Genomic DNA, 20,417 nt, shown 5'->3' with positions numbered 1-20,417 from the left:
CAGCGGCAGTAGGTTCGGCGTCACCCCGGGCGGTTCGCCGTCCGGGGTGAGATCCGGGACTCCGACGCGGAGGTGCAGATGACGGCGCTGGATGAGCCTGGGCGGACCGCCCGGTCGATGTGGGCCTACTTCGAGTCGGTGCACGCGGTCACCTACCTGCACCCCCGGGCCCGCGCCGCGTACGAGGCGGTCGGGCTGCGCGGTTACTGGCGCGGTTACTTCGCCGGCCGGGCCGCGCCGCTGGGCGCCACCGAGGCGGCCCCGGTGATCGCCGTCTTCTTCACCTTCGCGCCGCCGATGGTGGCCCGCGCGCTGCCGGCGGTGTGGCGGCTGGCCACCCCGCCGGAGGCGCTGCGCGCCCGCCTGACAGGTGCCGTGCAGGCGCTCGCCGAGCTGACCTACGAGCTGCCGGAGTCGCACCTGGCGGAGGCCGCCGACCTGCTGGAACGGGCCGCCGCGGCGGCGCAGACCGCCGGCCGGGTGCTCGGCGCGGCGAACGCGGCGCTGCCGGTCGGCGAATACCCGCTGGCGCGGCTCTGGCAGGCCGCCACGACGCTGCGCGAGCACCGGGGCGACGGGCACGTGGCGGCGCTGGTGGCCGCCGGGCTGGACCCGGTGGAGACACTCACCTGGCGGGTAGCGCGGGACGGTTCGCCGCCGCAGTACCTGCTGGGCCGGGGCTGGTCCGAGGAGCAGTGGCACGCCGCCCGCGAGCGGCTGACGCGGCGGGGTTGGTTGACCGAAGACGGCACGACCACCGAGCAGTCCCGGGCCGATTTCCAGGCCATCGAGGACGCCACCGACCGGGCCGCCGCGCACCCGTGGCAGGCGCTCGGCGACCAGGACACGGACCGGCTCCGGGAGCTGTTGGAGCCGATCGCCCGGTCCGGACACACCCTGCTCCCCGAGAGCAGCCCGCTCGGCCTGCCCGCGCTGCCCGGCTGACCGGGCACCCGCCGATCGGGCAGGATGGGCCCGTGGCAGATGCGGTGGTCTTCGACCTGGACGGCGTGATCGTGGATTCCGAGCCGGTGTGGGAGGAGGTCCGCCGGGCGTACGTGGCGACGCACGGCGGGACGTGGCAGCCGGACACGCAACGGCGGCTGATGGGGATGAGCACCGGCGAGTGGGCCCACTATCTCAGCGGCGAGCTGGGTGTCGGCCGCACCGCCGAGCAGGTCGCCGTCGAGGTGGTCGAGGAGATGACCCGACGCTACCGGGACCACGTACCGCTCATCGCCGGCGCCGATGAGGTCGTCCGCCGGCTGGCCGCACGGTGGCCGCTGGGGTTGGCCAGTTCGTCGCCGACCCGGCTGATCGAGGCGGCGCTGGCCGCCACCGGACTGACCGACGAGTTCGGCGCGACCCTCTCCACCGAGCAGACCGAGCGGGGCAAGCCGGCACCGGATGTCTACCTGCGCGTCGCCGAGCGCCTCGGCGTCGACCCGGCCCGCTGCGTGGCGGTGGAGGACTCGTCGAACGGGGTGCGGTCGGCCGCGGCGGCGGGGATGCGGGTGGTGGCCGTACCGCACGGTTCGTACCCCCTCGACCCGGACGCCGCCGGGCTCGCCGTGGTGTCGCTCGGTGCGATCGGGGAGCTGACCCCGGAGCTGGTGGAGAGCCTGGGTTGACGCCAACCCAGAGGGGTAGAGACCACAGATGAAAGCGATCGTGTACGAGCGGACCGGCGACCCTTCGGTGCTGGAGCTGGTCGATCGGCCGGTGCCCGAGCCGGGGGCTGGCGAGGTCCTGGTCCGGATGGCGGTGTCGGGGGTCAACCCGACCGACTGGAAGTCCCGGCGCTCCTTCGCGCCGAAGGGCTGGCAGATTCCCGGGCAGGACGGCGCGGGAGTGGTGGAGGCGGTCGGTGAGGGGGTCGACCCTGACCTGATCGGTGAGCGCGTCTGGATCTGGGAGGCCGCCTGGCAGCGGCCGTGGGGCACGGCAGCGGAATACACGCTGGTGCCGGTCCGGCAGGCGGTGCGCCTCGGCGACGCCCCGTTCGAGCTGGGGGCCGCCCTGGGCATTCCGTTCCTCACCGCGCACCGCTGCCTGACCGCCGGGGAGTTCATGCCGGACACGCTGCGCGCCGGTGCGCTGGCCGACCACACGGTGCTGGTGCAGGGCGGGGCGGGCGCGGTCGGCAACGCCGCGATCCAGCTCGCCCGTTGGGCCGACGCCACGGTGGTCGCCACGGTGAGCAGTGCCGAGAAGGCACAGCTCGCGGCGGCGGCCGGCGCGTCGTTCGTCATCAACTACCGGGAGCAGGACGTGGTCGAGGAGGTCCACAAGATCGCTCCCGACGGGGTGCACACGATCGTGGAGGTCTCCCCGGCCCGCAACGCCGCGATCGACGCGCAGGTGCTGCGGCACGGCGGCGCGGTCTGCATGTACGCCGACGACGGTGGCGACGAGGTGGCCATCCCGATCCGGGCGATGATGGCGCCGAACGCGCGCTGGCAGTTCGTGCTCGTCTACACCGAGCCGAAGGCGGCCAAGGCGCTGGGCGTCAAGGACGTGGCGGCGGCCGCCAGCCAGGGCGGTCTGCGGGTCGGCGCCGATGCCGGTCTGCCGCTGCACCGATACTCGCTGGCCGAGACGGCCGCGGCGCACCAGGCGGTGGAGGACTCGACGGTGGGCAAGGTGCTCATCACGACAAGTGATGCCTGATCGGGTCGCTGACCACCTGATTTCCCCGTCATCAGGACAGAGGCGAACAAGTTTCGCAACAATGACTCTGCGGGTCGCCCCGCGTGGAACGGGCGGCCCCGGCGCGGTGCGAACGCCGGGGCCGCCCCCTGCGGAGGAATGTCGAATGGCACTCCACCCGCCCGGCGACAGTGCCGGGGGAAACGTTACGGCGCTGTCAGCTCCCGGACAGTCAGCTCGCCCTCGGCGTACCGCGAACGGACGACCTTCTTGTCGAACTTGCCCACGCTCGTCTTCGGCACCGAGTCGATGAACGCCCAGCGCTCCGGCAACTGCCAGCGCGCCACCGAGCCGGCCAGGAAGTCCCGCAGCTCCTCGACGGTGATCGAGGCGCCCTCCCGGACCACCACGGTGGCCAACGGTCGTTCGTCCCACCGCTCGTCCGGCACACCCACCACGCACGCCTCCAGCACCGCCGGGTGGCCCATCAGCGCGTTCTCCAGCTCGACCGAGGAAATCCACTCACCGCCGGACTTGATCACGTCCTTGGCGCGGTCGGTGAGCGTGATGAAGCCGTCCGGCGAGAGGGTGCCCACGTCGCCGGTACGCAGCCAGCCGTCGCGGAACTTCTCCTCGTCCGGGGCGTCCTCACCGACGTACCGGGCGGTCACCCACGGCCCACGGACCTCCAGCTCGCCCACGGCCTTGTCGTCGGCGGGCAGCGGCTCACCGGACGGGCCGACGATCCGCGCCCGCACACCCGCCGGCACCCGCCCCTGCGTGTAGCGGTATCGCCACGCCTGCTCGCCCGTCGCGCCGGCGGGCGGACGCGAGACCGACCCCAGCGGGGACATCTCGGTCATCCCCCAGGCGTGGATGACGTCGATCCCGTGCCGCTCGTCGAACGCGTGCATCAGCGCCGGCGGGCAGGCCGAACCGCCGACGATCACCTCGGTGAGCGAGGACGTGTCCACGTCGTGGGTGTCCAGATAGGCCAGCAGATCCGTCCAGATGGTCGGGACCGCGCCGGCCAGGGTAGGCCGCTCGGCGGCGACCATCTCGGCGATCGGCGCGGCCTGGAGAAACCGGTCCGGCATGATCAGCGACGCGCCGGAGAGGAAGGCCGCGTACGGCAGACCCCACGACATGGCGTGGAACATCGGCACGATGGCCAGCTCCCGGTCGGTCGGCGCGAGACCGAAGCCCTCCGGCATGCAGACCTGCAACGAGTGCAGGTAGATCGACCGGTGCGAGTAGGCCACGCCCTTCGGGTTGCCGGTGGTGCCGGAGGTGTAGCAGAGCGCCGCGGCGTCACGCTCGTCCACCTCGGGCCAGTCGTACACCTCGGGCCGGTCGGCGAGCAGCGCGTCCCAGTGGTGCACGGTGATCCGGTCGCCGGCCGCCGCCACCAGCGGCGCCGGGTCACCGCCGCCGACCACCACCACGTGCCGCACCGTGGTCAGCTCACCGATCACCCGGGCCAGCAGCGGGATGAGCGTGCTGTCGACGAGCACCACCCGGTCCTGCGCGTGGTTGGCGATGTAGGTGACCTGGTCGGGAAAGAGCCGGATGTTGAGGGTGTGCAGCACCGCGCCCATGCTCGGCACCGCGAAGTAGGCGACCAGGTGCTCGTTGTTGTTCCACATGAAGGTGGCGACCCGCTCGTCACCGGTCACCCCGCACTCGTCGCGCAGCGCGTGCGCCAGCCGGGCGGCGGTGCGGCCCACCTCGGCGTACGTCATCCGGCGGGGCTCGGCGCCCGTCCAGGTAACCACCTCAGCAGAGCCGTGGACTCCTGCGCCGTGCTCGAGGATCCGGGAGACCTGCAGAGGGGCGTCCATCATCGTGCTACGCATGGGTAACAAGCTAGTGTCGGCGGTCACACGTTGGGAACCCCCGTAAGTTGTCGCAGGTGAGCATTTCCTGGGCCGACTCGTACGTGGGGCAGTTGCGCGCGCTCGCCGGGGATCGGACGCTGATGTTCGTCGGCGCCCGCGCCGTGGTCAGCGACAACGCCGGACGCATCCTGCTGATCCAACGCTCGGACAACGGCCAGTGGGCCATGCCGGCCGGGGCGATGGAGTTGGGCGAGTCGATCGCCGACTGCGCGGTCCGCGAGGTCCGCGAGGAGACCGGGTTGCGGGCGCTGCGGGTCTGCGCGTTCGCCCTCTACACCGGCCCGGACCGCACGAGCACGAACATGTACGGGCACACGTACCAGGTCTTCACCACGGCGTTCCGGGTGGAGGAGTGGGACGGGCAGCTCGCCCGGGTCACCGACGAGACCACCGACGCGGGCTTCTTCCCCCGCGACCGGTTCCCCGCCCCGCTCTCCACCTCGGTCACCGAGACCCTTGCCGACCTGGACGTCTTCGAGCAGACGAACCGGCTCATCCTCAAGTAGGCCGACCCCGGGGGCCCTGCCTCACTGCGGGTGGCGGAGTCCGGCGAAGAAACCCTCCTGGATCCAGTTCGGGTACGCGACCGGAAGCTTCGTGACCTCGTCCAGTTCGGCGAGGTCCTGCTCGGTGAGCGTGACATCCGAGGCGGCGATGTTGTCCACCAGCTGCTCGTGCTTGCGGGCCCCGACGATCACGCTCGTCACGGCCGGCCGGGACAGCAGCCAGGCGACCGCCACCCGGGCCGGGCTGACCTCGTGCCGCGCGGCGACGCCCTTGAGCACGTCGACCACGCCGAAGGCGAGGTCGGGGTCGAACGGCGTGAAGCTGGCGTAGCCGGGCTGGGCGCTGCGGGCGCCACTGTCGGCGACGGCGCCGTCCCGGCCGACCTTGCCGGAGAGGAAACCACCGGCGAGCGGGCTCCACACGGTCAGCCCGATGCCCGCGTCGAGCGCCATCGGCACCACGTCGCGCTCGACGTCGCGACCCAGCAGCGAGTAGTACTCCTGCACCGAGACGAAGCCGGCCAGCTTCTCGCGGGCGGAGATGCCAAGCGCCTTGGACAGTTGCCAGGCGGCGAAGTTGGCGGCGCCGATGTAGCGGACCTTGCCCTGCCGGACCGCGTCGTCGAGCGCCCGCAGCATCTCCTCCATCGGCGTGACCTGGTCGAAGTTGTGGATCTGGTACAGGTCGATGTGATCGGTGCCGAGCCGGCGCAGGCTGTCCTCCAGGTTCTGCATGATGTGCAGCCGGGAGGTGCCGACGTCGTTCGGCCCGGGGCCGGTACGCGAGTGCACCTTTGTGGCCAGCACCACGTCCCGACGGCGCTTGCCGAGCGCCTTGCCGAGCAGTTCCTCGCTCTCGCCGTCGCTGTAGCCGTCGGCGGTGTCGACGAAGTTGACCCCGGCGTCCAGCGCGGTGTCCACCAACCGCTGCACGTCGGGCAGCGCCAGCCCACCGAGGGTGCCCCAGAGGGGGTGCCCGCTGCCGCCGAAGGTCATCGCGCCGAGCGAGATCTCCGAGACGTACACCCCGGTGGTGCCCAGCAGTCGGTACTTCACGTGTCGCTCCTCGTGATGAGGGGTTCGGAGGCCGAGGTCGGGCACTCCCTGGTCATAGTGTCGGACAGTGTGTCCGGCAACGAGCGTACGTCGCCGCTCCGCCCCCGGCCACCCAAGGTCCGGTTCATGAGGGCGGCCATGAACCAGGCCTTAGGATCCGGCTATGCCCTCGATCACCCGCCGCCGCCCGAGCAACCCCGACGGACGAGCCGCCGTCGAGGCGCGGGTGCTGGCGGCCACCGAGCGGCTGCTCCAGCAGGGGGTTCGCTTCACCGACCTCGGCGTCCAGCGGATCGCCGCCGAAGCCGGGGTGGCGAGGTCGACCTTCTACACCCACTTCCGGGACAAGAGCGAGTTGCTCATGCGCCTCGCCGGCACGATGCGGGAGAGTTCCTTCGGCCGCACCGGCGAGTGGAACCCCAGCGGACCGGGAGATCCGCTCGCGCTGCTGACCGAGATCTTCGCCGACGTGATCCGGGTATACCGGACATACGCCCCGGTGTTGGCGGCGATCAGTGAGGTCGCCGCGTACGACGAGGCGGTCCGGGAGTACTGGGCGGCGGGGCTGGAGCAGTTCGTCACCCGCACCGTCGACGTGCTCCGGATCGAGCAGCAGGCCGGGCGTACCCCCGCCGACCTGGACGTGACGACGGCCAGCCGGCTGATCGTGGTCGGCGGCGACCGCTTCCTGGCCGACCATGTCAGCACGACCTCGGCCGACCCCCAGACGGACGCGGCGGCCGCCCGGGAGTTGGCCGCGACCTGGTGGTACGGCGTCTACCGCCGCCCCGCCTGACCCTCTCGCCCCTTCGGATCGACCTGATCCACTCCGGGAGTCGGGGCATCCCGGCGCGCGGACACCCCGACTTCACCGACCCCGAGTCGATCATTCCTACTAGCCGATGACTTCAGGCCGCGGTGGGGCCGAACTGTTCGGTGAAGCGCCCGGTGAACAGGTCCACGCCCTTGTACTCGGCGACCGTCGCGGCGGGGACGACGGCCGGGCCGTCGGGCGTGGGCATCTGGCCGACACCGTGTCGCGACCCGAGCGGGATCAGGATCATGGGATGGGGCATCGGTTGGTAGGTGGTCGTCTGCTGCCCGCCACTGAGCTGCGCGGTGATGTTCCGCGCCACGACCTCGGCGTGCCGCAACGCGTACGCGGCCATCTTGTCCTCTGCGACATCGGTGAGGTCGCCGATCGCGTAGACGTGTTCGAGGATGCCGTCGGGCCCGCGCACGTTGAGGGTTTCCGTGACAGCCACCTGCCCCTGCGGGGTGAGCGTCGTCAGTCGCCCGTCACCGAGGTAGTCACTGTTGGTCCGCAGACCGAAGGCACGGAACCAGATGTCGGCGGTGATCTCGTCGCCGTCGGTGGTGGTGGCCGTGACGGTCGCGGCCCGACTGGCGTCGGTCGTCAACGGTGCGGCCAGGCTGGTGCCCAGCCGCACCTGGATGCCCAGTTCGTCGAGCTGCCGGTGCAGGTCGTCGCGCAACTCAGGCTCGAAGCCGGGCAGCAGTTGCTCGGCGGGATCGACGAGGGTGACGTGTTTGTCCGGCCAGACGTCCTTGATCTCACCGGCCAGTTCCAGTCCGACCGGCCCGGCGCCGAGGATCAGGACCCGTTCGGCGCTGGCCAACTCCTTGTGGGTCTGACGCAGGTCGTCGAGCGCCGCGTCGATGGAGTCGGCGTTGAGCCTGGCCGGGTAGGCGTAACTGGAACCGGTGGCCAGCACCAGATAATCCGCCGCGACACGCTGACCCGAGGCCAGCGTGACACCACCGGAATCCACCGAGACCACTCGATCCCGGAGCACCGTGCCCCGCGTGAGCACCGTGTCGAAGGGAAAGAAGATGTTGCCTGCCCACTCCGGCCGGACCAGCGCCCGCAGCGCCCCGGCGACGTTGACGAACGCGTCCCGAGGATCGATGAGGACGACATCGGCAACCGACTCCAGCGCCTTGGCGACCGCCGTACCCCCGTACCCGCCGCCGACTACCGCAACCGTACGACTCATGACCCAACTCCAACCGACCGGAACTCCCGCTCGACAGCTGTCGAGCGCCTCCCTTCACGGTCGTCAGTTGGCCGGAGCCCAGGGAGACCGGACCGAGGCTGGTAGTGGCAGGGACACCATCCGATCAGCCGGCATTGTTACCTTCGGATGGTGAGCAACAACGAGCTTGGGTTGTTCCTGCGCCTCCACCGGGAAGCGGTGAAACCGGCCGAGGTGGGGCTTCCCGCTGGGCCGCGCCGTCGCGCAGCGGGGCTACGCCGATCCGAGGTGGCGGCCCTCGCCGACGTGAGCGTCGAGTACGTCACGAGACTCGAACAGGGCCGCGACCGTCGACCGTCCCCGCAGGTGCTCGCTGCGCTCGCGAACGCACTCCGGATGAACGGGCACGAACGCGCCCACCTGCACCACCTCACCAAGGCGGCCGATCCCAGTTACAACTGCCGGGGCCGCAGCACCCCGAGCGGCGAGGTACGTCCGACCGTGCGGGCGCTGCTCGACCGTCTCGAACCTGCACCGGCGGTGCTGCTCAACCAGCTCAGCGACGTCCTCGCCCACACCGCCGGGTACGTGCGGCTGGTCGGTCCGATCGGTCTGCTGGACGCGACGCCGGCCAACCTCGCCCGGTTCATCCTCGGCGACGCCCGGGCTCGCCGCGCGTACCCCGACTGGGACCACCTGGCCGACGAGCAGGTCGCCGCCCTCAAACAAGGCCCGTTCCGGGCCTACCCGCCGATGGCCGCCCTGGCCGACGAACTGACCATCACGGCGGGTGACGCCTTCACCCGGCGCGTCGACACCGTGCCCAGCCTGCCGAAGGCCAGCGGCATCTTCCGGCTGGCCCATCCCGAGGCGGGTCTGCTCCGGCTCACGTACGAGACCCTCGATCTCCCGGCGGACGACGACCAGCGTCTGATCGTGTACCTGCCCGCCGATGCGGCGACCTCCGACGCGCTCGATCGCCTCAACAGTCAACACCCGCAGCCGCTCCGCCTCGTGGCCAGCTGACGCCGACCGCCCCGGAGCAGTCCGGGGCGGTCGGTGTCGAGACGCTCAGATCATCGTCTGGGACTTGGCCTCCATGTCGGCGGCGGCCTCCTCCTTGGACTCGCGGGTCAGCGGCTTGCCGCCCGGGGCCGGGGCCTCACCGCCGAGCGGGTCGGCGCCGCCGGTGGCACCCTGCGGGCCGGCACCCCGTAGCTGCGTGTTGGGCAGCGTCAGGGTGACCACCACCGCCACGATCGCGATCAGGCCGGCGGTCAGGAAGACCATGTCCAACGCGTCGACGAAGGCGCCCTGGATGGCCGCGCGGACCGGCCCCGGCAGGGCCAGGATGGTGGCCGGGTCGTTGATCGAGATGTTGGTGCCGCCACTCGCCGCCACCGCGGCCTGCTCCTGCGGCGGAAGTTGTGCGATCGCGCCGGGCAGCCGGTCGCCGAGCCCGCTGGCCAGCCGGGACGAGAGCACCGTGCCGAGGATCGCCACCCCGAACGAACCACCGAGTGACCGGAAGAAGGTCGCCGAGGACGTGCCGGCGCCCAGGTCGCGGACGGAGACCGCGTTCTGCACCGCCAGGATCAGCGACTGCATGCACAGACCCAGACCGATGCCGATCACCACCATGAAACCGAACGCCACCCACAGGGAGGTGCTCACCTCCAGCCGGGTGAACAGGAACATGCCGACCAGCAGGGTCACCGAGCCGGCCACCGGGAACCACTTGTACCGGCCGATCCGGGTCATCGCTCGACCGGTCAGGATCGAGGTGATGATGATGCCGGCCATCATCGGCAGCATCAGCAGACCGCTGCGGGTCGGCGAGGCGCCCTTGACGATCTGCAGGTACAGCGGGATGAAGATGATCGAACCGAACATCACCAGGCCGATGACGAGAAGTGCCGAGTTGGCCAGGGCGAAGGTGGCGCTGCGGAACAGCCGCAGCGGCAGGATCGGCTCGGCCACCCGGGCCTCCTGGAGGACGAAGAGCACCCCCAGCACCGCACCGACGACGAAGAGCGTGATGATCACACCCGATCCCCAGGCGTACTCGTTGCCGCCCCAGCTCAGCGCGAGCAGCAGCGAACTCACCCCGGCGACCAGCAGGCCAGCCCCGAGCCAGTCGATCGAGTGGTCCCGGCGTTCGAACGGGATCAACCGCATCACGTGGTAGCAGACCACGATGGCCAGGATCGCCAGCGGCACGTTGATGTAGAAGATCCACCGCCAGTCGGTCTCGGCGAAGTAACCCCCGACAAGCGGTCCGGCCACCGACGAGATCCCGAAGACCGCGCCGAACAGGCCCTGGTAACGCCCGCGCTCACGGGGCGACACCACGTCCGAGATGATGGTGAACGCGAGCGTCAGCAGACCACCGGCGCCGAGACCCTGGATGCCCCGGGTGATGATCAACTGGGTCATGTTCTGCGACAGCCCGGCCAGCAGCGACCCGACCAGGAACGTGCCGATCGAGAAGAGGAAGACCGGGCGGCGCCCGTACAGGTCGGCCATCTTGCCGTATAGCGGCGTCGACGCCGTCGAGGCGAGCAGGTACGCGGTGACCACCCACGAGTAGTGGTTGATCCCGCCCAACTCCCCGACGATCGTCGGCAGGGCCGTACCGACGATCGTCTGGTCGAGTGCGGCCAACAGCATGCCGGTCATCAGGCCGAACATGAGCAGCCGGATCTGCTGACGATTCAGCACCGGCGCGGCGGAGGCTTCGGTGGTCATGTGGCCTTCTATCCCGCACACCGAAGAACATGCGCCCAACCCCCAAAAAACCCCCTGCCCAACCCCACCCCACCCCCGCCCCCACCGCCCGACCGTGGGCGTTGATCATGAGGTTATCGCCACGACACGCCGAGCTGGAGGGCTATAACCTCATGATCAACGGGGGTCTCCGGGGTGGGGGGCGGGGGCAGGGCAGCGGGGCGGGGGTTAGGGGGCGAAGGTTTTGGTGATTTCTGCGCAGAAGGCGGGGAGGTCGTCTGGTTTGCGGCTGCTGGTCAGGTTGCCGTCGGTTACGCACTCCTCGTCGACCCAGGTGGCGCCGGCGTTCGTCAGGTCCGTACGCAGGCTGGGCCACGACGTGATCCGTCGGCCGCGCACGACGTCCGCCTCGATCAGCGTCCACGGACCGTGACAGATCACCCCGACCGGCTTGCCCGCGTCGAAGAACGCCCTCACGAACCGCACCGCGTCCGGGTCGCTCCGCAGGAAGTCCGGGTTCGCGACACCTCCGGGGAGCACGAGCGCGTCGTAGCCGTCGGCGTCCGCCTTGTCCGCCGTCACATCCACGTCGTACGTCTTCGACTGGTCGAGGTGGTTGAAGGACTGGATGGTCCCGGGCTTGAGCGAGACCAGCTCGACGGTCGCGCCGGCGTTCTCGACCGCCTCGCGCGGCTGGACGTACTCGACCTCCTCGACGCCGTCGGCGGCCAGGAAGGCGATCCGCTTGCCCTGTAGTTGCGCTGCCATCTCGGTACCTCTCCTTTCCGGGGTTACCTCAATTCCCTTCCCGCCTCCGGACGCCCGAAACGGCCCAGCCGGGCGCTAAGGGCACGGCGGGGACGTAGCCGCAGGTCAGGTGCCGGCCAGGTTTGTCCCGGAGGGCGCTGGGGACCCGGGGAGGCATGGCAGGAGCAGCAGCGGAACAGCGCCGGCTCGCCACCGTCGTGGAGAGCTGGCTCGAACGCCCGGTCCTGATCGTCGGTGACGCCATGTTGGACGAGTGGCGGTTCGCCGACTCCGACCGCCTCTGTCGAGAGGCGCCCGCACCGGTCCTCACCCTGCGCCGACGGATCTCCGCCGCCGGTGGGGCCGCGAACACCGCGGTAAACGTCGCCGCCCTCGGCGGTCGGGCGGTGCTCGTGGCACCTGTCGGCGCCGACGTGGCCGGCGACGAGTTGCACGACTGCCTGGACCGCGCGGGCGTCTGGGACCGCACTGTCAACCAGCCCGGACGGCCCACGCCGGTGAAGCGGCGGATGCTGGCCGGCAACCAGATCCTGCTCCGCGAGGATTCCGGCGACCCGGACGACGCGCTCGACCCGGAGGGCGTGACCCGGCTGCTCACCGCGCTGAGCTGCGCCACCGAGGAGTTGCGCGCCGCCGCCGGTGGGGAGGCGCCGACCCTGGTGGTCTGCGACTACGGCCTGGGGGCGCTGCCCGCGCCGGTCCGCGCGTGGCTCGTCGAGCAACGCGAGCGGTACGCCACTGTCGCGTTGGACGCCCACGACCTGGCCGACTGGCGGGGCCTCGCGCCGACAGTGGTCACGCCCAGCTTCGCCGAGGCGACCCGGCTGCTCGCCCGCGCCGCCGGCGCGACCCGACCGACCGCCGGCACCGAACTGCACCTGGAGCACCCGCACGGTGACCCGGCCGACGGCCCGTCCGAGCTGACCGTGGGCGCGGCCCCCGGCGGGGTACGCGCCGACAACGGCACCGAGAGCACCGCCGGCCGCCCGGGACCTGTCGGTGAGCCCACCCCGGGTGAGGACCGGGTGGCCCTCACCGGCGACGGGCTCAGCGTCACCGGCACCGGCGTCACCGTGAACACCCGGGCCGGGGAGGGCGTGGACCGGGCCGTCCTGGCGGAGTCACGCCTGGCGGAGCTGCGCGCGCACACGGGCGCCGACGTGGTCGCGGTGACCCTGGACACCGAGGGGGCGGTGGTGGGTGGCGCCGACGGGGAGCCGCGGCGCAGTCACAGCACGCCGGTCCCGGCGAGCCACGCCGTGGGCGCCGGCGACGCGTACCTGGCGGCGATGACGTTGGCCCTGGCCGCCGATGCGCCGCTGCCCACCGCCGCCCAGCTCGCCCAGTTGGCGGCCACCATCACCGTCTCCGACACCGGCACCTGCGTGTGCCGGCGGGAGGACCTGCTCACCGCGCTCGGCCAGCCGATCGAGACCAGGAACCATCCCGCCCTCGTCGGCAGCGACGAGTTGGACGCGATCGTCGCCGAGTACCGCGAGGCGGGACGGTCGGTGGTCTTCACCAACGGTTGCTTCGACGTGCTGCACCGGGGGCACGTGCGCTACCTGGAACAGGCCCGCGCGTTGGGTGACCTGCTGATCGTGGCGGTCAATTCGGACGGCAGCGTACGCCGGCTGAAGGGCCCGGACCGGCCGGTCAACCCGGTCGAGGACCGGGGCGCACTGCTCGCCGCGCTCGCCTGTGTGGATCATGTGGTGGTGTTCGAGGAGGACTCACCCGCCGCGCTGATCGAGGCGGTCCGGCCGGACATCTACGTCAAGGGCGGGGACTACCCGCCGGAGCTGGTCCCGGAGGCGCCGCTGGTGCGCCGGCTGGGTGGCCAGGTGCACACCCTGGGGTACGTGCCGGACCGGTCCACCTCGGCGATCATCGAGCGGATCCGGTCACACAGCCAGGACCCGTCGCCGACCACGGGTGAGCGGAAACCCGACCCGTCGCCGACCACGGGAGAGCGGGAGCCCGACCCGTCGCTCAGCTCCCGTACCCAGGCGTCGTGAACCGCCCCCTGGACCTCGGCACCCCGGCGGAGTTCCGCACCGACCGGCTTGTCGACGTGCTGATCCCGACCCGGAACCGGCCCGCCGAGCTGGCTGTCACCCTGGCCGGTCTCGCCGCCCAGGACGGGGTGCCCGGCTTCGGGGTGGTGGTCAGCGACCAGTCCGACGGGGATCCGGCGTACGCGCATCCCGCCGCGGCCACAATGGTCCGGGCGCTGCGCCAGCGGGGTCACCCGGTGCTGCTGACCCGCCGGTTGCCCCGCCGGGGGTTGGCCGAACACCGGGCGTACCTGCTCGCCGCCTCGACCGCCCGGTACGTCCTCAACCTCGACGACGATGTCTGGCTGGAACCGGGGGCCCTGCACCGGCTGGTGACGGCGATCGGCGAGCTGGGCTGCGGCTTCGTCGGCAACGGTGTGCACGGGCTGTCGTACGCCGACGAGAGGCGTCCGGACTCGCACGGGCACTACGAGGAGTGGGCGGGACCGCCGACGCCGGAGCGGATCCGACCCGACACCCCGGAGTGGAACCGCGCCCGCATCCACTCGGCGGCCAACCTGCTGCACATCACCGAGCAGTTGGCGTTGCCGCCGGGTGCGTGGCGGGCGTACAAGGTGTCCTGGATCGGCGGGTGTGTGCTCTACGACCGGGCCAAGCTCGTCGACGCCGGCGGCTTCGACTTCTGGCGTCGGGTGCAGGAGAAGCACCAGGGTGAGGACGTGGCCGCGCAGCTCGCGGTGCTGGCCCGCGACGGCGGTGCGGGCATCCTGCCCAGCGGCGCGTACCACCTGGAGTCCCCGACCACGGTCACCGACCGGGACGTGGAGGCGTGGGAGGTCGTCCTCGCCGACGAGGACACCCCGCAGCCGGCCTGAGACTACGGAGTGAGCAGCTCCCGGGCCGCTTCCAGCACCTCGATCACCGGAACGTCGGCGACGAAGGAATCCCGGTGCGGGCACTCACCGTCGCCGGGCCGGTGCGGGTAGATGCCCGGTGTGCAGTCGACCCCGCAGACCGGGCAGTGCACAGTCCACGAGCTGATCGGCCGGTGCCGGCCGCGCAGCGGGCTGGCCCCGTTGATCAGGTTGCCCACCCAGAAGATGCCCACCGTGGGCGCGCCCACCGCGGCGGCCACGTGCAACGGGCCGGTGTCGTTGGAAATCACCAACGCACAGTCGGCGTAGCAACCGACCAGCCCACCCAGGCTGAGCGTGCCCACCTGTGGGCGCACCGGCACCTGAGCCGCGGCGACGACCCGGTCCACCACCTCCCGCTCCGCGGGCGTGCCGGTGACCAGCACCTCGTAGCCGTCCTCGTGCAGCGCACGCGCCACCTCGGCGAAGTGCGCGGCGGGCCAGCGACGGCGGTTGTCGGTGGCGCCCGGGTGCAGCGCCACCCGGGGCCGGTCCGCCGGGCCGAGCACCTGGGCGGCCTCGGCCCGATCGGCGTCGGTCACCGCGAGCGTCGGCGTGATGGTGGTCGCCGGCGCGCCCACCAGCCCCACCACCTCCAGGTAGCGGATGACCTCGTGCTGGTAGTAGACGTAGCGGAGCCACCGGTCCAGCGGCGGCGCGTCGTCGGCGCGCAGGCCGACGGTCACCCGGGCGCCGAGACGACTGATCAGCGGGTTGGAGTTGGCGCCGCCGCCGTGGATCTGCACGGCCAGGTCGCACCCGGTCGCGGCGGCCAGGAAGTCGTCGATCGACGACTCCGGCTCGCCCGGCTCGGGAGCACGGATGCCGGGCGCGGGCGGCACCACGAGCACCCGGTCCACCGGGCCGGGCCGGTCGCGCCAGAGCTTCGCGTGCCACGGCGCTCCGAGCAGCACGATCTCCGCCGCGGGGTACGCGGCACGCAACGCGTCCAACGCCGGCAGGGCGAAGATGAAGTCGCCAAGGGCGTTGGCGCGCAGCACCGCGATGCGCCGCACGTCGTCGACGCGCCCGGCCGTCGGGCCGAGCAGGGACGGAGTGACCACGCAGCCCGCTACGTCCGGTCGACCTCGCCGGCGGTGTCCGGGCGGTGCAGCTCCCGGTCCGCGGCGGGGTCGGCCGCTATCGGCGTACCCGTGGACAGGTCGCCGGAGCGCGGCCCGGTGCGGCCGACGGTGATGGTGCGCGGCGCGGGTCGGGTCGCCCGGGGCAGGCGGACCCGGAGCAGGCCGTGGTCCATGACCGCGTCGATGGCGTCCGGGTCGGCGCGCGACGGCAGGTTGATGCGGTATTCGAAGCCGCGGGTCTCGAAGCCGCCCGGGATGCCCTGGTCGGCGTTGACCTCCGCCTCGGAGCGGGCCCGTACGCACAACTCGAGGTCGTCCAGCTCGACCGCCACCTCCTCCGGCGCCACCCCGGGCAGCCGGACGACGACCTCCCAGCCGTCGGCGGTCTCGGTCAGCTCGACGTCGGACGCATTGGCCCGGCCACCGACGAGTCGGCTCAGCTCGGCGCGCAGCGACTGCAACTCGCCCATCGGGTCCCAGCCCTGCTGCCGGCCGCCGCGCCAGCCCCGACCGAATCCGCCGGCCTGCTGCTCGCTCATCGCGCCTCTCCGATCCGCTGGGTGGCCGTCGACGGCCGTAGTGAGCTGGGCGCGTCCAGGCCGGCGTCGGCGTCGACGCCCACGCCGAGCCGGTCGACCAGCTCGCCACCCAGCCAGGCGCTGATGCCGAGGATCCCGACCGCGACCACCTCGATGGCGACGAGGGCACCGCCCGCGGCCCGGGAGTCGGCATTGAGCCGCACGGCCCACACGGCGGCGAAGAGCAGGATCACCGCGACGTTGGCGGCGGCGTGCAGCAGACCCACCCGCTTGGCCCGGGTGCCGGTCGGGATGGCCAGCAGGTCGAACGAGCCGGCCGCCGCCGCGAGGAGACCGCCGATCAGGCCGACGGTGATGTTCCAGTACGCGACCTCGCCGAGGAGGTCGGGGCCGCCGACGGTATCGACCACGTCGAACAGCACCGCCGTGGCCAGCAACGCGACCGGGAACATGACGAGCATCGGATGGACTGGATGACCCAGTACCTTGAGTCGGCTCTCCATCTCCCGGCCTCCACTTGTCGGCGTCCTGCGGAACGGTCTCGTGCGGCGGGCGCGTCGGGTGAGGCCCTACCCCCCGGCGACCGGGCACAAACCTCACCCTGGTCACGGCGGCCTAGGCTGACACGTGGCGGTGCCCGCCAACGGGTCAACGCCTGAGGGAGGATCACGTGACGGTGGAGATCACTTCGCACGAGGAACTGCGCGAGTTGCTGGGGGCACCAACCGCGCGGGCCGTCAACAAGGAACGCCGACGCCTACACGAGCGGGACCGTGAGTGGCTTGCCGCGTCGCCGTTCTGCCTGCTGGCCACCGCCGGTGCGGACGGTAGCTGCGACGTCTCCCCCAAGGGGGACCCGGCCGGGTTCGCCATGGTGCTGGACGACACGACAATCGCGCTGCCCGAGCGGCCGGGCAACCGGCGGGCCGACGGTTACCGCAACATCCTGGACAACCCACACGTCGGGTTGCTCTTCCTGATCCCGGGGCGCACCGACACGCTGCGGATCAACGGGCGGGCGCGCCTGCTCAGCGACGCGCCCTGGTTCGACGACATGGTGGTCAAGGGACACCGACCGGTGCTCGCCGTGGTGGTGGAGATCGAGCAGATCTTCTACCACTGCGCGAAGGCGTTCCTGCGGTCCGCGCTGTGGCAGCCGGACACCTGGCAGCCGGACCTGCTGCCGTCGCGCCCCCGCCTGATCAAGGAGGTCGAGGCACCGGCGGTGAGCCTGGAGGATCTGGAGCGGCACTACGGCCCGGAGTACGCAAAGAACATCTACACCTGATCCCGCCGCACGACAGGAAGATCGTGCCCGACCTCAGTAGCCGATTCTCAGCGCCAGTTGGTTTCACGCGCGCCCGTCCTCGGCGCGGGTCTGCCGCCGCGCGTAGGGGGCGAGGAAGAACGCCGCACCGGCCCAGACCAGGCAGTAGGCGCCCAGGCCGACAGCGCTGATCGACTCGTGCAGCCCGAAGTACCCGATGACGAACTGTGTCGTCGGCAGCAGGAACTGGAGCATCCCGAGGACCGTCAGCGGCGTCCGGACCGCCGCGAAGCCGAACAGCACCAACGGCAGCGCGGTGACCAGGCCGGTGCTGACGAGCAACACGGACCGGACCGGACCGTCCCCAAGGTGGCTCTGGCCCGTCGCCGACAGGAAGGCGAGGTACGCGGCGGCGGGCACGGCCAGCGTGGCGGTCTCCACCGCCAACGCCCGCCAGCTCGGCATGGCCGCCCACTTGCGAAGCAGTCCGTAGATTCCGAAGGTGGCGGCGAGGCCGATCGCCACCCACGGCGGCCGTCCGGCGTCGATCCCCAGCCACACCACGCCCCCCGTGGCCAGGGCCACGCCGACCCACTGGACGATCGCCATCCGCTCCCGCAGCACCGCCAGGCCGAGAAGCGCGGTGAAGAGCGGATTGATGTAGTAGCCGAGGGCCGCCTCGATCACCCGCCCGTTGTTGACCGCCCAGATGTAGAGGCCCCAGTTGGCGCCCACGAAACAGCCGGCGCCGGCCAGCAGCGCCAGTACCCGTGGCTGCCGCCGGATCGCCCGTACCCAGCGGAGGTCGCGCTGGATCGCCAGCACGACGGCGACGAAGACCAGTGACCAGACGATGCGGTGGGCGAGGATCTCCACCGCGGAGGCCGGCTCCAGCAGCGGCCAGTAGAGGGTCAGCAAACCCCAGAGGAGGTACGCCGCCGTTCCGGCCAGCACGCCGGCTCGGGCCTGACGCATCACTTCCGCGGCTCGGTGAGGAACACCCCGAGTGCCAGCGCCACGAGGGGAATCAGGCAGATGATGGTGAACACGCCCTCGGGACCCCACTTTTCCGCGGCCACGCCCAGGACGGGCGCGATGAGGCCCCCGATGCTCACGGCGAGTCCGAGTGTCACACCGGCCGCGGTGCCGGGCCGCGTCGGCAGGTAGTCCTGGCCCAGCTTGACCAGCACCGCGAACGGGATGTTCAGGGCGGCGCCGGCGAGCACGGCGAGGAGCAGCGGCGGGTACTCCCCGGGCGTGAATCGCAGGCCGACGAGCGCGGGTATGGCGATGATCGCGCCGAGCTGCACGGTGCGGACCATCCCGACCCGGTCGGCGATCCGGCCGCCCAGCAGTGTTCCGAGAACCCCGCCGACCAGGAAGCAGGCCAGCGCGGCCCCGGCGAGGCTCTTGCCCGCGCCCAGATGGCGTATCCAGAACAACTCGATGAAGGTGATCGCGCCGAAGAAGGCCACCGATCTGACGGTCTCGATGCCCGTCAACACCAGGAAGGGAATCCAGCGGTCCGAGCCGTTGTCGGAAACGGAGCGGGCGGCCGGCCGCGGTAGCCGATTGCGGTACAACAGGAAGCCCATCAGTACGGCCGGCGGGATGAAGAGCGCCGTCGCTCCGACACCCATCGCGATGAGTGCGGGAGTGGCAAGTACCGGTGCCAGGAAGAACCCGACACTGCCGCCGGCGGCGAAGATACTCATCGCGGTGGCGCTCTCACCGGCCGCCACCCGGGCCGACTTTCCCGCGGCCGGGTGGAACATCGCCACGCCGAACCCCGAGGCACAGAGCAGCAACCAGACCGCCACGTAACTGTGCACGAGACCGGAGAGGCCGAGCCCGATTCCAGCCAGCGTCACGCCCGCCCCGGCGAGCCAGTCGAGCCGGTAACGGTCGACGGCGACGCCGATGAACGGCTGCGGGACGGAGCTACCCAGGGTCGCGGCGAGCGTGAGACCGCCGGCGGCTACGTAGCTGTAGTGGCGGTCCAGCACGAAGTACGGGACGCAGGCCGGCACCAGACCTTGGTAGAGGTCGTCGACCGCGTGGGCGGCACTCCACAGTCGCATTCGCCGCCACGCCGACGGTTGCTCGTCCAGCGGCACCATCGTCCCAGGGTTGGCCGAGTTCACCCGGCTGCCCATCTCCGTCATGATCAGCTCTCTCGTCCGGTGTCCTCAGGAAGGATGCCCGGTCGCCTCAGGTGCGGACTATCGATATCCTGCCGATTTATGTCGACAAGCAGCCAAGATGTCGATGGCCCCGCCCGGGTGCCCCTGGCCGACCGCGACCGGATCGACTGGCACACCCACGCCCGCCATCAACTGGTCTGTCCCCGCAACGGTGTGCTCGGGGTGTCGACGCCGACCGGGCTGTGGACCGTGCCGCCGGATCGGGCGGTGTGGATCCCGGCAGGTGCCGCCCACGCCCATCGGGCGTACGGGCCCACCGACATGCGCGCGATCATGTTCGACCGCCCGCTGAACCCGCTGGGTGTGGATCAGCCGACCGCCCTGGCCGTCTCACCGTTGCTGCGCGAGGTGATCGTCAAACTCACCGACGGCGAGGAGCTGACCGACGACGAACAGCACAATCTCGAACGGGTGGCTCTTGACCAGCTACGACGGACCGCCACGTTGCGCCTGCGCCTGCCGTACCCGGACGACCCCCGGTTGCGGGATCTTGCCGAGATCCTGCTCGAGGACCCCACCGACCGCCGCACCCTCGGCGAACTGGGCATGGCCGTGGGCGCCGGCGCGCGTACCCTCAGCCGACTGTTTCGGCAGCAGACCGGGATGTCGTTCCCGCACTGGCGGACCCAACTGCGGCTGCACCACTCGCTCACGTTGATCGCCCAGGGCAAGTCGGTGACCACCACCGCCACAGCCAGCGGTTACAGCGGTCCCAGTGCGTTCATCCAGGCCTTCAGGGGCTACTTCGGGATGACGCCGGGCGACTATTGCCGAAGCCGGTGAGGCGAA

At 71.4% G+C, this 20,417-nt stretch carries 20 protein-coding genes; 10 read left to right on the top strand and 10 right to left on the bottom strand.

Annotated features, from left to right (window positions below):
* Positions 1 to 78 precede the first annotated feature (78 nt).
* Genes ACPXBU_RS08095 through ACPXBU_RS08085 form a run of 3 tightly spaced genes read left to right on the top strand, consistent with a single transcriptional unit; the run spans position 79 to position 2,670 of the window.
* Entirely contained in the window at positions 79 to 945 is an 867-nt protein-coding gene (locus ACPXBU_RS08095) for an SCO6745 family protein (protein ID WP_425757483.1), read from the top strand.
* Positions 946 to 977: 32 nt separating this feature from the next.
* Positions 978 to 1,631, top strand: a complete 654-nt coding sequence (locus tag ACPXBU_RS08090) for an HAD family hydrolase (protein WP_393365776.1) — start codon at positions 978 to 980, stop codon at positions 1,629 to 1,631.
* Between the two features lie 28 nt (positions 1,632 to 1,659).
* The gene (locus tag ACPXBU_RS08085; protein WP_393365775.1) at positions 1,660 to 2,670 is read left to right on the top strand and encodes an NADPH:quinone reductase; all 1,011 of its coding nucleotides are present in this window, start codon (positions 1,660 to 1,662) and stop codon (positions 2,668 to 2,670) included.
* A 185-nt stretch (positions 2,671 to 2,855) separates the two neighbouring features.
* On the opposite strand, the gene ACPXBU_RS08080 is transcribed toward ACPXBU_RS08085, so the two are convergent.
* The gene (locus ACPXBU_RS08080) at positions 2,856 to 4,505 is read right to left on the bottom strand and encodes a fatty acid--CoA ligase (protein ID WP_425757481.1); all 1,650 of its coding nucleotides are present in this window, start codon (positions 4,503 to 4,505) and stop codon (positions 2,856 to 2,858) included.
* Between the two features lie 56 nt (positions 4,506 to 4,561).
* On the opposite strand from ACPXBU_RS08080, the gene ACPXBU_RS08075 reads away from it, so the two are divergent.
* Positions 4,562 to 5,053, top strand: coding sequence for an NUDIX domain-containing protein (locus tag ACPXBU_RS08075; RefSeq protein WP_357812105.1), 492 nt, complete (start codon positions 4,562 to 4,564; stop codon positions 5,051 to 5,053).
* 21 nt (positions 5,054 to 5,074) lie between these two features.
* Here the strand turns inward: ACPXBU_RS08075 and ACPXBU_RS08070 are convergent, their stop codons facing one another.
* On the bottom strand, positions 5,075 to 6,109 hold the full coding sequence (locus ACPXBU_RS08070) for an aldo/keto reductase (protein WP_425757480.1): 1,035 nt from the start codon (positions 6,107 to 6,109) through the stop codon (positions 5,075 to 5,077).
* Between the two features lie 163 nt (positions 6,110 to 6,272).
* Here ACPXBU_RS08070 and ACPXBU_RS08065 point away from each other — a divergent pair, with 163 nt between their 5' ends.
* Complete coding sequence (locus tag ACPXBU_RS08065) at positions 6,273 to 6,905, top strand: TetR/AcrR family transcriptional regulator (RefSeq protein ID WP_425757478.1); 633 nt, start codon at positions 6,273 to 6,275, stop codon at positions 6,903 to 6,905.
* A gap of 112 nt (positions 6,906 to 7,017) precedes the next feature.
* On the opposite strand, the gene ACPXBU_RS08060 is transcribed toward ACPXBU_RS08065, so the two are convergent.
* Complete coding sequence (locus ACPXBU_RS08060; RefSeq protein ID WP_425757476.1) at positions 7,018 to 8,127, bottom strand: NAD(P)/FAD-dependent oxidoreductase; 1,110 nt, start codon at positions 8,125 to 8,127, stop codon at positions 7,018 to 7,020.
* 147 nt (positions 8,128 to 8,274) lie between these two features.
* Here ACPXBU_RS08060 and ACPXBU_RS08055 point away from each other — a divergent pair, with 147 nt between their 5' ends.
* Positions 8,275 to 9,132, top strand: coding sequence for a helix-turn-helix transcriptional regulator (locus ACPXBU_RS08055; RefSeq protein WP_425757474.1), 858 nt, complete (start codon positions 8,275 to 8,277; stop codon positions 9,130 to 9,132).
* A 45-nt stretch (positions 9,133 to 9,177) separates the two neighbouring features.
* Here the strand turns inward: ACPXBU_RS08055 and ACPXBU_RS08050 are convergent, their stop codons facing one another.
* Both ACPXBU_RS08050 and ACPXBU_RS08045 read right to left on the bottom strand, forming a co-directional pair.
* Complete coding sequence (locus ACPXBU_RS08050) at positions 9,178 to 10,854, bottom strand: MDR family MFS transporter (protein WP_357251784.1); 1,677 nt, start codon at positions 10,852 to 10,854, stop codon at positions 9,178 to 9,180.
* A 207-nt stretch (positions 10,855 to 11,061) separates the two neighbouring features.
* Positions 11,062 to 11,601 (bottom strand): type 1 glutamine amidotransferase domain-containing protein, encoded by a 540-nt coding sequence (locus tag ACPXBU_RS08045; RefSeq protein WP_425757472.1) that lies wholly within the window; start codon positions 11,599 to 11,601, stop codon positions 11,062 to 11,064.
* A 155-nt stretch (positions 11,602 to 11,756) separates the two neighbouring features.
* Here ACPXBU_RS08045 and rfaE2 point away from each other — a divergent pair, with 155 nt between their 5' ends.
* Together rfaE2 and ACPXBU_RS08035 are read left to right on the top strand one after the other, a co-directional pair.
* Positions 11,757 to 13,619 carry a D-glycero-beta-D-manno-heptose 1-phosphate adenylyltransferase gene (gene rfaE2, locus ACPXBU_RS08040; RefSeq protein WP_425757470.1) on the top strand — a complete coding sequence of 621 codons (1,863 nt, stop codon included), beginning with the start codon at positions 11,757 to 11,759 and terminating at the stop codon, positions 13,617 to 13,619.
* Positions 13,616 to 14,494 carry a glycosyltransferase family 2 protein gene (locus tag ACPXBU_RS08035; RefSeq protein WP_425757468.1) on the top strand — a complete coding sequence of 293 codons (879 nt, stop codon included), beginning with the start codon at positions 13,616 to 13,618 and terminating at the stop codon, positions 14,492 to 14,494. The genes rfaE2 and ACPXBU_RS08035 overlap by 4 nt, the downstream gene beginning before the upstream one ends.
* Before the next feature lie 2 nt (positions 14,495 to 14,496).
* Here ACPXBU_RS08035 and ACPXBU_RS08030 read toward each other — a convergent pair whose 3' ends face one another.
* The 3 genes from ACPXBU_RS08030 to ACPXBU_RS08020 are packed head-to-tail and all read right to left on the bottom strand — an operon-like array spanning position 14,497 to position 16,660.
* On the bottom strand, positions 14,497 to 15,597 hold the full coding sequence (locus tag ACPXBU_RS08030; RefSeq protein ID WP_425757467.1) for a glycosyltransferase family 9 protein: 1,101 nt from the start codon (positions 15,595 to 15,597) through the stop codon (positions 14,497 to 14,499).
* Between the two features lie 8 nt (positions 15,598 to 15,605).
* The gene (locus ACPXBU_RS08025) at positions 15,606 to 16,157 is read right to left on the bottom strand and encodes an Hsp20/alpha crystallin family protein (protein WP_425757465.1); all 552 of its coding nucleotides are present in this window, start codon (positions 16,155 to 16,157) and stop codon (positions 15,606 to 15,608) included.
* Positions 16,154 to 16,660, bottom strand: coding sequence for a DUF2231 domain-containing protein (locus tag ACPXBU_RS08020; RefSeq protein ID WP_425757463.1), 507 nt, complete (start codon positions 16,658 to 16,660; stop codon positions 16,154 to 16,156). Before ACPXBU_RS08020 ends, ACPXBU_RS08025 begins: the two co-directional genes overlap by 4 nt.
* 167 nt (positions 16,661 to 16,827) lie before the next feature.
* On the opposite strand from ACPXBU_RS08020, the gene ACPXBU_RS08015 reads away from it, so the two are divergent.
* Positions 16,828 to 17,445, top strand: coding sequence for a pyridoxamine 5'-phosphate oxidase family protein (locus ACPXBU_RS08015; RefSeq protein WP_425757461.1), 618 nt, complete (start codon positions 16,828 to 16,830; stop codon positions 17,443 to 17,445).
* A 63-nt stretch (positions 17,446 to 17,508) separates the two neighbouring features.
* Here the strand turns inward: ACPXBU_RS08015 and rarD are convergent, their stop codons facing one another.
* Both rarD and ACPXBU_RS08005 read right to left on the bottom strand, forming a co-directional pair.
* On the bottom strand, positions 17,509 to 18,399 hold the full coding sequence (rarD, locus tag ACPXBU_RS08010) for an EamA family transporter RarD (protein WP_425757459.1): 891 nt from the start codon (positions 18,397 to 18,399) through the stop codon (positions 17,509 to 17,511).
* Positions 18,399 to 19,589, bottom strand: a complete 1,191-nt coding sequence (locus ACPXBU_RS08005) for an MFS transporter (RefSeq protein WP_425757457.1) — start codon at positions 19,587 to 19,589, stop codon at positions 18,399 to 18,401. Before ACPXBU_RS08005 ends, rarD begins: the two co-directional genes overlap by 1 nt.
* A gap of 78 nt (positions 19,590 to 19,667) precedes the next feature.
* On the opposite strand from ACPXBU_RS08005, the gene ACPXBU_RS08000 reads away from it, so the two are divergent.
* Positions 19,668 to 20,411, top strand: a complete 744-nt coding sequence (locus ACPXBU_RS08000; RefSeq protein WP_425757455.1) for an AraC family transcriptional regulator — start codon at positions 19,668 to 19,670, stop codon at positions 20,409 to 20,411.
* Positions 20,412 to 20,417: the final 6 nt, after the last annotated feature.

The organism is Micromonospora sp. DT231 (assembly GCF_049847025.1).
GTDB lineage: Bacteria > Actinomycetota > Actinomycetes > Mycobacteriales > Micromonosporaceae > Micromonospora.
Note: the sequence above shows the minus strand (reverse complement) of the source record. Positions and strands in the feature narration are given on the sequence as shown.

Bases quoted from the DNA above. Each gene is read 5' to 3' on its own strand.
- ACPXBU_RS08000 (WP_425757455.1), top strand. From the start codon at position 19,668: ATGTCGACAAGCAGCCAAGATGTCGATGGCCCCGCCCGGGTGCCCCTG.
- ACPXBU_RS08060 (WP_425757476.1), bottom strand. From the start codon at position 8,127: ATGAGTCGTACGGTTGCGGTAGTCGGCGGCGGGTACGGGGGTACGGCG.
- ACPXBU_RS08025 (WP_425757465.1), bottom strand. From the start codon at position 16,157: ATGAGCGAGCAGCAGGCCGGCGGATTCGGTCGGGGCTGGCGCGGCGGC.
- rfaE2 (WP_425757470.1), top strand. From the start codon at position 11,757: ATGGCAGGAGCAGCAGCGGAACAGCGCCGGCTCGCCACCGTCGTGGAG.
- ACPXBU_RS08045 (WP_425757472.1), bottom strand. From the start codon at position 11,601: ATGGCAGCGCAACTACAGGGCAAGCGGATCGCCTTCCTGGCCGCCGAC.
- ACPXBU_RS08085 (WP_393365775.1), top strand. From the start codon at position 1,660: ATGAAAGCGATCGTGTACGAGCGGACCGGCGACCCTTCGGTGCTGGAG.
- ACPXBU_RS08005 (WP_425757457.1), bottom strand. From the start codon at position 19,589: ATGACGGAGATGGGCAGCCGGGTGAACTCGGCCAACCCTGGGACGATG.
- ACPXBU_RS08065 (WP_425757478.1), top strand. From the start codon at position 6,273: ATGCCCTCGATCACCCGCCGCCGCCCGAGCAACCCCGACGGACGAGCC.
- rarD (WP_425757459.1), bottom strand. From the start codon at position 18,399: ATGCGTCAGGCCCGAGCCGGCGTGCTGGCCGGAACGGCGGCGTACCTC.
- ACPXBU_RS08080 (WP_425757481.1), bottom strand. From the start codon at position 4,505: ATGCGTAGCACGATGATGGACGCCCCTCTGCAGGTCTCCCGGATCCTC.
- ACPXBU_RS08055 (WP_425757474.1), top strand. From the start codon at position 8,275: ATGGTGAGCAACAACGAGCTTGGGTTGTTCCTGCGCCTCCACCGGGAA.
- ACPXBU_RS08050 (WP_357251784.1), bottom strand. From the start codon at position 10,854: ATGACCACCGAAGCCTCCGCCGCGCCGGTGCTGAATCGTCAGCAGATC.
- ACPXBU_RS08095 (WP_425757483.1), top strand. From the start codon at position 79: ATGACGGCGCTGGATGAGCCTGGGCGGACCGCCCGGTCGATGTGGGCC.
- ACPXBU_RS08020 (WP_425757463.1), bottom strand. From the start codon at position 16,660: ATGGAGAGCCGACTCAAGGTACTGGGTCATCCAGTCCATCCGATGCTC.